9 protein-coding genes are annotated in these 10,984 nt (G+C 58.2%); 7 read left to right on the top strand and 2 right to left on the bottom strand.

Annotated elements, in window-relative coordinates; all coding sequences use genetic code 11:
• The first annotated feature begins 1 nt into the window (after position 1).
• The 6 genes from rsmH to mraY are packed head-to-tail and all read left to right on the top strand — an operon-like array spanning position 2 to position 7,185.
• Complete coding sequence (gene rsmH / locus OS190_RS07115) at positions 2-994, top strand: 16S rRNA (cytosine(1402)-N(4))-methyltransferase RsmH (protein WP_267157965.1); 993 nt, start codon at positions 2-4, stop codon at positions 992-994.
• A gap of 2 nt (positions 995-996) precedes the next feature.
• Positions 997-1,350 carry a cell division protein FtsL gene (ftsL, locus tag OS190_RS07120; protein WP_267157966.1) on the top strand — a complete coding sequence of 118 codons (354 nt, stop codon included), beginning with the start codon at positions 997-999 and terminating at the stop codon, positions 1,348-1,350.
• Positions 1,347-3,137 carry a peptidoglycan D,D-transpeptidase FtsI family protein gene (locus tag OS190_RS07125; protein WP_267157967.1) on the top strand — a complete coding sequence of 597 codons (1,791 nt, stop codon included), beginning with the start codon at positions 1,347-1,349 and terminating at the stop codon, positions 3,135-3,137. Before ftsL ends, OS190_RS07125 begins: the two co-directional genes overlap by 4 nt.
• A gap of 17 nt (positions 3,138-3,154) precedes the next feature.
• Entirely contained in the window at positions 3,155-4,636 is a 1,482-nt protein-coding gene (locus OS190_RS07130) for a UDP-N-acetylmuramoyl-L-alanyl-D-glutamate--2,6-diaminopimelate ligase (protein ID WP_267157968.1), read from the top strand.
• The gene (locus tag OS190_RS07135; protein ID WP_267157969.1) at positions 4,633-6,060 is read left to right on the top strand and encodes a UDP-N-acetylmuramoyl-tripeptide--D-alanyl-D-alanine ligase; all 1,428 of its coding nucleotides are present in this window, start codon (positions 4,633-4,635) and stop codon (positions 6,058-6,060) included. The genes OS190_RS07130 and OS190_RS07135 overlap by 4 nt, the downstream gene beginning before the upstream one ends.
• 42 nt (positions 6,061-6,102) lie before the next feature.
• Positions 6,103-7,185: a phospho-N-acetylmuramoyl-pentapeptide-transferase gene (gene mraY / locus OS190_RS07140; protein WP_267157970.1), complete on the top strand. Its 1,083-nt coding sequence runs from the start codon at positions 6,103-6,105 to the stop codon at positions 7,183-7,185.
• 97 nt (positions 7,186-7,282) lie between these two features.
• On the opposite strand, the gene OS190_RS07145 is transcribed toward mraY, so the two are convergent.
• Entirely contained in the window at positions 7,283-8,194 is a 912-nt protein-coding gene (locus OS190_RS07145) for a glutaminase (protein WP_267158320.1), read from the bottom strand.
• Between the two features lie 73 nt (positions 8,195-8,267).
• Here OS190_RS07145 and murD point away from each other — a divergent pair, with 73 nt between their 5' ends.
• Positions 8,268-9,668 (top strand): UDP-N-acetylmuramoyl-L-alanine--D-glutamate ligase, encoded by a 1,401-nt coding sequence (gene murD, locus OS190_RS07150; RefSeq protein ID WP_267157971.1) that lies wholly within the window; start codon positions 8,268-8,270, stop codon positions 9,666-9,668.
• On the opposite strand, the gene OS190_RS07155 is transcribed toward murD, so the two are convergent.
• On the bottom strand, positions 9,655-10,833 hold the full coding sequence (locus OS190_RS07155) for a BaiN/RdsA family NAD(P)/FAD-dependent oxidoreductase (protein ID WP_267157972.1): 1,179 nt from the start codon (positions 10,831-10,833) through the stop codon (positions 9,655-9,657). The two genes, murD and OS190_RS07155, sit on opposite strands and share 14 nt — an antisense overlap.
• Positions 10,834-10,984 lie beyond the last annotated feature (151 nt).

The following is a 10,984-nucleotide window of genomic DNA, read 5'->3' on the forward strand; positions in this document are numbered from 1 at the left end:
AATGGCTGCTGCGGCCCCCGAAAATACAGATCCTGCCCCACATATTCCGGTTTTGCTACGTCCTATTCTGGATGCGGTTGCACCTGTTGAAGGTGTTTGGCTCGACGGTACATTCGGGGCGGGCGGCTATACCCGTGGTTTCCTTGACGCTGGTGCGTCACGGGTGATCGCGGTCGATCGTGACCCATTGGCATTCGAGATGGCGGCGGTATGGGCGGGCGATTATGGTGACCGGCTGGTGATGCAGCAGGGTGTATTTTCCCGGATGGATGAATATGCGCAGGATCTGGACGGCGTCGTGCTGGACCTTGGCGTGTCATCAATGCAGTTGGACCTCGCCGAGCGTGGATTTTCCTTCATGCGCGACGGGCCGCTGGATATGCGGATGTCACAGGAAGGACCATCCGCAGCAGACATCGTCAACGAGGCCGAAGAAGAACTTATTGCCAACATCCTGTTCCAATACGGGGAGGAACGTGCGTCGCGCAGGATTGCCGCAGCGATTGTACGGGCACGAAACGAGGCACCGATTACCTCAACGCTGAAACTCGCGAAGCTGGTCGAGGGCTGCTTGCCACGTTCCAAACCGGGGCAAAGCCATCCTGCAACACGTAGCTTTCAGGGACTTAGGATCGCTGTAAATAATGAATATGGTGAGTTGTTTCAGGGTCTTATGGCTGCAGAACGGGCGTTAAAGCCCGGCGGACAATTGGCCGTTGTGACCTTTCATTCCGTCGAGGACCGCATGGTCAAACGCTTTCTGACGGCGCGCTCCGGCGGGGGGGGCAATGCAAATCGATTTGCGCCTGAAACCAACCGCGACACACCGCGGTTTGACGTGAAAAAGCGCAAGGCGATCGGGCCGGATGATCAAGAGTTGGAAGACAATCCGCGTGCGCGTTCGGCAAAATTGCGTGTGGCGGTCAGGACAGATGCGCCTGCGGGTGAAATTGATGCAAAGATCCTCGGCATGCCGATGGTCAGGGGGCTGTAACGATGCGGGCAATCCTTCATATATTGACAACTATTGCGGTGATCGCCTTGGCTTTCTGGGCTTACCGCGAGAATTACGCAACCCAACAGGCGCTGTCCGAAGCGGACAAGCTGCATGCCAATATCCGCGACGCACATTCACGGCTTGCCGTGCTGAAAGCAGAATGGGCTTATCAAAATCGTCCCGATCGCCTGCGCGATCTGGCTGAGATAAACTTTGAACGTCTGGGGTTGCTCCCTCTGCACCCTGATCAATTCGGTCAGGTGGACGAGGTCGCCTATCCGCCGGCACCATTGTTGCCGATCACCAATCCGGTTGATGTGTCAAGCGCCGCCGCCCCGGAGGACCCGCTATGATCCGCACCCCCCTGCGCCCACTGGCACGTATCCTTGAGGCGCGTCAAAAAGGCGAAAATCCAGACGCGATCGAAAATGAGAACAAGCGCATCCGGCATGAACAGATGCGCGATGGGGCGCGGTTGCGTGCAGAAGGCCGGTTGCTGGTCTTGGGTGCGTTTTTCTTTTGCGCCTTCGCGGTTGTAGGTGCGCGAATGGGGATGCTGGCCAGCACGGACCCGGTTGAGCCACGTACCCACGCACCGGGTGCAGTCATTTCGGCCAGTCGTGCGGATATTGTGGATCGCAATGGCAATCTGTTGGCCACAAATTTTGACACACATGCGTTATACGCCCAACCCAAACACATGGTTGACCCCGTGATGGCGGCAAAGGGGCTGGTCAAGATATTTCCGGATCTGGATGAAGCCAGGCTGATCAAGGATTTTACCGGCAAGCGGAAATTCCTGTGGATCAAGAAGAAGATTTCGCCAGAACAAAAACAGGCGGTGCATGACATCGGTGATCCGGGCCTGTTGTTTGCTCCGCGTGATATGCGCTTGTATCCAAATGGTACGCTTGCGGCTCATGTCATGGGTGGCGCCTCCTATGGCAAAGAGGGCGTGCATGCCGCAGAGGTCATCGGAGTAGCCGGTGTCGAAAAGTATTTTGACGATTATCTGCGCGATCCGGCAAATGCAGGCAAACCCCTGCAATTGTCCCTCGACCTTACGGTGCAGGCGGCGTCCGAACGGGTGCTTTACGGTGGCATGAAACTGATGAATGCCAAGGGCGCGACCAGCGTATTGATGGATGTGAAGACGGGCGAGGTGATCAGCGTGGTCTCCTTGCCGACATTCGACCCCAATAACCGACCGCGTCCCGCAGTTGACGGCGATGCCTCGGACTCACCTTTGTTCAACCGCGCGGTACAGGGTGTTTATGAACTTGGCTCGGTTTTCAAGATTTTCGCAGCAACTCAGGCGATTGAACTGGGATTGGTCAATGTGAACACGGTGATCGATACCAAAGGCCCGATGAAGGTGGGCGGATTCAAAATTGGTGAGTTCCACGGCAAAAACTATGGCGCACTCTCGGTCGCGGATATTATCGTGAAATCGTCAAACCGAGGTACCGGACGGATGGCGTTGCAGATTGGCGCGAAACGGCAAAAAGAATTCCTCAAAAGTCTCGGCTTTTTCGACATCACCCCGTTCGAGATCGTCGAGGCCTCTGGCGGAAAGCCCTTGCTGCCCAAGCGATGGACGGATCTTTCTTCTGTGACGATTTCATATGGGCATGGCATGTCTACCTCGCCGATGCATTTGGCCGCCGGATATGCAGCCATTGCAAATGGTGGGTATAAAGTGACACCGACCTTGATCAAACAGGATAAGGCCGTGCGCGGTCCGCGAGTGATGTCGGAACAGACAGCGCGTGACGGACGTATGATGCTGCGCAAGGTCGTGTCCGATGGCACTGCCAGTTTTGCACGCGTACCGGGCTATTTTGTCGGTGGCAAGACCGGCACGGCAGACAAGCCCAAACCGCGAGGCGGGTATTACAAAAGCAAAACACTGGCGACATTTGCCTCGATTTTCCCCGCTCATGATCCCAAATATGTGTTGATTGTGACCTTGGACGAACCTTCGGAAAATTCGGGCGAAAAGCCACGACGCACCGCGGGATGGACTGCGGTGCCTGTGGCCGCAGAGATGATCCGGCGCGTTGCACCGTTGCTTGGTTTGAGACCGACTGTTGAACCTTCAAAGCCCGCTATGGTAACGCTGACCAGCAGCAGCAACTGATAAAAAGTCCACACCCCATGAGCAGCCCCACCGTTCCGCTATCTTCACTTGGTCTAACGGGGCGAGGTGGCGACAATCCCGACATTGCTGGTATTGCTGTGGACAGTCGTTTGGTGCGTGACGGCTTCCTTTTTGCCGCGATGCCCGGGGCTGTCGTACATGGTGCTGAATTCATTCAATACGCAGTGCGTCAAGGTGCTGTTGCGGTTCTGACCGATACTGCAGGTGCGGGGATTGCAGCAGATGTGATGGCAGAGGCCGGTGTCACCGTGGTTGTCACCGATACCCCCCGCGAAGCTTTGTCGCGCACCGCCGCACTTTGGTTCGGGGCCCAGCCCGGAACAATGGTGGCAGTCACGGGAACCAACGGCAAGACATCGGTGTCCACCTTTGTGCGCCAGATCTGGATCGAAATGGGTCTGTCGGCCGTAAATCTTGGCACAACAGGGGTAGAAGGAGCATGGACCGCGCCTTTGGCTCATACGACGCCGGAACCGATTACCTTGCACAAAGCACTTGCGGAGGCCGCAGCAAACGGGATCACCCATGGCGCGATGGAGGCATCATCGCATGGTTTGGACCAGCGGCGACTGGACGGCGTGACCCTCAAGGCTGCGGGTTTCACGAATTTCACGCAGGATCATCTGGATTATCACGAGACCTTTGAGGCTTATTTCGACGCCAAGGCGGGTCTGTTCGCGCGAGTCTTGCCGGAGGAGGGGACCGCCGTGATCAACATCGATGACCGCAAGGGGATCGAGATGGCGGCGATTGCCAAGGCGCGGGGCTGTGAGGTTATCACAGTAGGTCGCGACGGTGGTGATCTGCATTTGACGGGCCAGCGGTTTGACGCGACAGGACAGGATCTGCGGTTTTCTTGGCAGGGAAAAGACTATCAGAAGCGTCTGAACCTGATTGGTGGGTTTCAGGCCGAAAATGTTCTGCTGGCCTGCGGCCTCGTCATCGCCTGTGGTGCGGATGCGTCGGAGGTCTTCGACGTCCTGCCGCACCTGACGACGGTGCGCGGTCGGATGCAACTGGCGGCAACCCGCGACAATGGTGCGGCGGTGTTTGTGGATTACGCCCATACACCGGATGCGATTGCCACGGCATTGCAGGCGATGCGACCGCATGTGATGGGCCGTTTGGTGGCGATCGTTGGGGCGGGAGGCGACCGTGATGCAAGCAAGCGACCCTTGATGGGGGCGGCCGCGGCGGCCCATGCGGATCTGGTGATTGTCACCGATGACAATCCGCGTTCCGAGGATCCGGCCGTGATCAGGACTGCTGTGATGCTGGGGGCACCGGAAGCGACCGAAGTTGGCGATCGTGCCGAAGCGATTTTGCGCGGGGTGGATGCGATTGGGCCGGGGGATGCCTTGTTGGTGGCTGGAAAGGGACATGAAACAGGTCAGACTGTTGGTGACGACGTGCTGCCCTTTGATGATGTGGAGCAGGCGAGTGTGGCGGTCGCCGCGCTTGACGGGAGATTGGCATGAGCCTTTGGACAAGTGCGGAAGCAGCAGCGGCCACCGGAGGCCGGGCTGTTGGAGAATGGGTCTGTGACGGGGTCTCGATCGATACGCGAACCCTGCAGCAGGGCGATTTGTTCGTGGCATTGAAGGACCTGCGCGACGGGCATGATTTTGTGGCCCAGGCCTTGGAAAAGGGGGCGGCGGCTGCCCTGGTGTCCCACGTTCCGGACGGGGTTGCGGCGGATGCCCCCTTGCTGATTGTGGAAGATGTGCTTGCCGGGCTTGAAGCAATGGGAATTGCCGCGCGGGCACGGACCTCTGCTCGGGTTGCAGCAGTTACGGGAAGCGTCGGCAAAACCTCGACCAAGGAAATGCTGCGCGCAATGCTTGCCGATCAGGGGCGCACCCATGCATCCGTGGCCAGCTATAACAACCATTGGGGCGTGCCGCTGACGCTGGCACGGATGCCGCGTGAGACAGAATTTGCCGTGATCGAAATTGGAATGAACCACCCCGGCGAGATTGCACCCCTGGCCAAAATGGCCCGGCCTGATGTCGCCATGGTGACAACAGTGGCTGCTGCGCACCTGGAAGCTTTTGAGAATGTCGCCGCGATTGCGGTTGAAAAAGCCGCGATATTCGAAGGCGTTGCCGCAGGCGGTATTGCGGTGATCAATGCCGACATCGAACACGCCGCGATCCTTATGGCAAAGGCAGTAGACTGTCAGCTTCGTGAGATCGAATTCGGTCTGCACGGGTTCCAGTTCAAGTTGAAAGACGTCAACGTGCAGGCGCAGGCAACGGTAGTGCAGGCCGATGCCGATGGCATGCCCCTGTTGTTCAAGATTGCTACACCGGGACGGCATTTTGCGATGAATGCCCTGGGAGCGCTGGCCGTGGTAAAGGCACTTGGCGCGGATCTTGCCTTGGCGGTGCAGTCACTGGGCCGCTGGACTCCCTATCGCGGACGAGGCGGGCGCGAAACCATCGTGCTCGACCCGGTTGAAACGCAAATGACGCTGGATCTGATTGATGACAGCTACAATGCCAATCCGACCTCCATGGCAGCGGCGCTTGAGGTGCTGGCAGCCTCGGAGGTGACCCATGACATCGGTCGGGTCAGCAAGGGACGCAGGATTGCCTTTCTGGGAGATATGAAAGAGTTGGGTTCGGATGCCGTTGCACTTCACGCGGGCCTTGCCCATCTGGAAACGACAAAAACCCTGGATGTGGTGCATTGCGTAGGACCATTGATGCGCGCGCTTTATGAACTCCTGCCTGAACACCAGCGCGGCGACTGGACCGAAACCGCGTCGGAAATGCTGACCGGCTTGCGCCAGAAACTGGATTCCGGGGATGTGGTGCTGGTCAAGGGATCATTGTCGATGAATTTGGGCGCAGTCGTTGACGCCATTCGCAAAATGGGCCATCGGAAAGATCATGTGTAAATAGGGCGGATGCCCACAAGATAAAGTTGAGGGGCGCGTTGCATGCTCTATTGGTTGACCCTGCTGTCTGATGGTGGTGATTTTTATAACCTGTTTCGGTATATTACCTTTCGGGCGGGTGGTGCCTTTCTGACGGCGCTGGTTTTCGGTTTTCTGTTTGGCAGGCCACTGATTGCCGTTCTGCGCAAGAAACAGGGCAAGGGCCAACCCATCCGCGATGACGGCCCCGAAGGGCATTTCGTCAAGGCAGGGACGCCAACCATGGGTGGTTTGCTGATTGTCGGCGCCTTGTTGACCTCGACCATTCTCTGGGCACGTTGGGATACGCCTTTTGTCTGGATCGTGTTGTTTGTGACAATCAGTTTTGCGGCCATCGGCTTTGCGGATGATTATGCCAAGGTCAGCAAGCAGGACACCGCCGGCGTTTCCGGCAGGGTGCGCATGGGGCTGGGGCTGTTGATTGCGGTGATCGCAGCGGTCTGGGCCGCCTGGTATCACCCTGCAGAACTGCAAAACCAGCTGGCTGTGCCGGTCTTCAAGGATACATTGATCAACCTTGGCCTGTTCTTTGTGCCTTTTGCCGTGGTTGTCATCGTGGGCTCGGCCAATGCGGTGAACTTGACGGACGGGCTTGATGGGCTGGCAATCATGCCGGTGATGATCGCGGCCGGAACGCTGGGGATCATTGCCTATGTCGTTGGGCGGGTCGATTGGGCCGCTGATCTGGGTCTGCATTATGTGCCGGGTACCGGCGAGATTCTGGTCTTTGCCGCAGCGGTATTCGGCGGCGGTTTGGGGTTTTTGTGGTATAATGCCCCACCTGCTGCCGTGTTTATGGGCGATACCGGATCGCTGGCCCTGGGCGGTGCCTTGGGCGCGATTGCCGTCAGCACCAAACATGAGATCGTGCTGGCAATTGTCGGCGGGCTGTTCGTTCTCGAAGCGATGTCGGTGATCATCCAGGTGCTATATTTCAAGCGCACGGGTAAACGGGTGTTCCTGATGGCCCCGATTCACCACCACTACGAAAAAAAGGGCTGGTCAGAGCCACAGATTGTGATCCGGTTCTGGATTGTGGCGCTTATTTTGGCGATGATTGGTCTGGCGACGCTGAAGGTGCGCTAACGGGGAGGCCCCATGGGGCCTATGAGGGCTCTGCCCTCAAACTCCCGCGGGATATAAGGCCAAAAAGAGAAAGGGGTCGGCTGCTTGCCTTCGCGTGTCAGAAGATCGACCAGTTCATTTTGCGGGCCAGCAGGGCCAGGGCTTCAGTCCCCTTGTTGCTATTGCCATAGGTGTTGAGGCCGGGTGACCAGACGGCAACGGAGGCCTTGCCCGGCACGATGGCAAGGATGCCCCCGCCAACGCCGGATTTGCCCGGTATCCCGACGCGATAGGCAAAATCACCCGAGCCGTCATAATGGCCGCAGGTCAGCATCAGAGCATTGAGGCGGCGCACACGCGCCATTGAAACCAGACGCGACATCTTGGGAACGCCCATCAGAAACCGCCCCGCATGGGCCAGTTGCGTGGTGGTCATTTCCACGGCGCAGTGGTGGAAATAAGTTCCAAGCGTCATTTCCGGTGTGCTTTTTAGATTGTTGAAAGACGCCAGAAAATGCGCGAGAGCAAAATTGCGGTGGCCATGTTCGGTCTCTGATGCGGCGACGGCCTCGTTGATATGAATCTCGTTCGAGCCTGCGGCGGAACGGATGAATTGAATGATTTCGGCCAAGGCATCGCGTGGGGCGCGGCCATCCAGCACTTCGTCGGTGGTGACAATTGCGCCTGCGTTGATAAAGGGATTGCGCGGGCGGCCCTCTTCGCGTTCCAGTTGTACGATGGAGTTGAACGCCCGCCCTGAAGGTTCGCGGCCCACACGTTTCCACAATTGATCGCCGGACCGGCCAAGCGCGATGGCGAGGGTAAAAACCTTGGTGATGGATTGCACTGAAAACAGGGTGTCGGTGTCGCCCGCGCTGAACACCTTGCCGTCCGCTGTGACCACAGTGATACCAAATTGCGCCGGGTCGACGCGCGCCAGTTCGGGGATGTAATTCGCCGGCTCGCCCCAATTGCCGTCCTCGCGCATTTGGGCGTCAAGATCACGTAGAAGGGAATTGAGATTGGCGATGGTGCAGGCTCCGGCTTGTGAAGAGCACCTGATGGCATCATGGTGCTCCGACAGTGCTAACAGGGGAAATGGGATGATTCCAGTACAGGGATTGCAGGATGCGAAAGTCGCGGTATTGGGCTTGGGGCGGTCGGGGTTGTCAGCGGCACGTGCCTTGCGCGAGGGAGGGGCCAAAGCGATCTGTTGGGACGACAATCCGGCAGCACGTGAGGCGGCGGAGGGTGAAGGGTTTACCTGTCAGCCGTTCAAATCTGCGCAGGCATTCGAAGGAATTGCGCGGTTGATCGTTTCACCCGGCATTGCGCATCTCTATCCTGCGCCCAATCCTGTTGTCGGGTTCGCGCTGGAGGCTGGCGTGCCCGTCGATAACGATATTGGACTTTTCTTTCAAAGCTTTGCGACCGGTCAGTGGGATAATTTCGAAACCCTGCCGCGTGTTGTGGCAGTCACGGGATCAAACGGAAAATCAACCACTTCGGCCCTGATCCACCATATTCTGGAACATGTACAGCGTCCCTGCCAGTTGGCGGGCAACATCGGGCGTGGGGTCCTGGATATTGAGCCTGCGGTGGATGGCGAGGTCGTTGTGTTGGAGTTGTCGTCTTACCAGACCGACCTTGCACGCAACCTGACGCCGGATGTGGCAGTGTTTACCAACCTGTCGCCTGATCATCTGGACCGGCATCACGGGATGGGCGGGTATTTCGCAGCCAAGCGGCGATTGTTTGCCGAAGGCGGGCCGGATCGTGCGGTGATTGGTGTGGATGAGGATGAAGGGCGGTTTCTGGCAGGGCAGTTGAGCCAGGGGCCAACGGATGATCGGGTGATCCGTGTGTCGGTTGAGCGCAAGCTGACAGGGCCGGGATGGCAGGTCTTTGCGCGCAAAGGTTTTTTGTCGGAGTATCGCAAGGGCAAGCAGGTGGCCTCGATTGATCTGCGCCTGGTTGCGGGACTGCCGGGTTCGCATAATCATCAGAATGCCTGTGCGGCTTATGCGGCCTGTCGGACGTTGGGCTTGGCGCCGAAAGTGATCGAGGCAGCGTTTCATTCCTTTGGCGGATTGCCGCATCGCTCACAAACCATTGGTGAACATAATGGCGTACGCTTTGTGAATGACAGCAAGGCGACGAATGTAGATTCGGCGGTTAAGGCCTTGGCCGCGTTCAAGAATATTCGCTGGATTTGCGGCGGGCTTGAGAAGGAAGGTGGGCTTGCAGGGCTGTCCGAGGCCGTAGGGTCGGTGAAAAAGGCCTATGTGATCGGGCGCGAGGCGGCGTCCTTTGCGATGCAGTTGAACGTCGAGGCAGAAGTCTGCGGGACGATGGAGGTGGCAGTGGCGCGGGCCGCAGCGGAGGCCGAAGAGGGTGACGTCGTGCTGCTGGCTCCGGCCGCGGCAAGTTTTGATCAATATGACAGTTTCGAACGGCGCGGCGAGGATTTTATCGCGCAGGTCCAGGCGGTTACTGGCCACTGATCGCCTGGGCGGCGGCCATGCCCGAGGACCACGCCCATTGAAAGTTGAACCCGCCGAGCCAGCCTGTGACATCCACCGCTTCGCCGATGAAATAGAGGCCGTCGACCTGTTTGCTCATCATCGTGGTTGAGGACAGCGCGTTGGTGTCGATACCGCCGAGCGTGACTTCGGCAGTGCGGTAACCTTCGGTGCCATTGGGGAACAATTCCCATGCGGCGAGGGTGTCGGTGAGGGCGGTGAGGCGCGTGTCGGACCAATCCGCAAGGTTGCCGGTGAGATCCATTTGCGTGGCAAGGTGATCCACAAGGCGCGTCGGCAGGTGGCGGGCGAGTTCGGTCGTCAGATTCTTGCGGCCTGCGGTCTGGCGTTGGCTGCGCAGCTTTTCCAACAAGTCATGCGCAGGAGTGAGGTTGACCGTGACGGGGTCGCCGTCCTGCCAATAAGATGACGCTTGCAGGATCGCGGGGCCGGAAAGGCCGCGATGGGTAAAGAGAAGAGCCTCTTCAAAGGTGGCGGTGCCAGCCGTGACTTTGGAGGGCAGGGCCACGCCGGAGATGTCGGCAAAGCGGCCACCGGCAAAGGTGAAGGGGACCAATGCGGCGCGGGTCTCAGTCACGGGGATGTCGAATTGGCGGGCGATGTCATAGGCGAAGCCGGTTGCGCCCATCTTGGGGATGGATTTGCCTCCGGTGGCAATGATGAGATTTCTTGTCTCTATTTCAATTTTGTTTTCAATAAATTGAAGGTCGATCTTAAAGTTATGATTTAGCTTTGAAATGTTGCTGACGCTGGTGTTGAGGCGCAGATCAACCGATGCCTCGTCCATCATCTGACGCAGCATCGCGATAATCTCTTTGGCGGAAGTGTCGCAGAATAACTGGCCAAGGGTCTTTTCATGCCAGGCGATGCCGTGGGCTTCGATCAGCGCGATGAAATCCCATTGCGTATAACGGGCCAATGCAGATTTGGCGAAATGGGGGTTCTGGCTGATAAAATTTTCGGGGCCGCAATACATATTGGTGAAATTACAGCGCCCGCCCCCTGAAATCCGGATTTTTTCACCAGGGGCCTTGGCGTGATCCACCACCAGAACACGCCCACCCGCATGGGCGGCGGCCATCATGCCGGCCGCGCCGGCACCTATGATCACGGTATCGTATTGCATCTTTGGGGCATGCACGGAACCGATGGAACGGTCAAGGCGGCGAGGCGTGGAACTGTCGTTGGGGCAGGCGCGGAAAAGCCCTAGCCTGTTGCGTCATTTGGGGCTATGATGCGCCGATAGACCCCAAAAATGGGGCTTGCCCCCGGGGCAT

The sequence above is a fragment of the Sulfitobacter sp. F26204 genome (assembly GCF_026410305.1).
GTDB lineage: Bacteria > Pseudomonadota > Alphaproteobacteria > Rhodobacterales > Rhodobacteraceae > Sulfitobacter.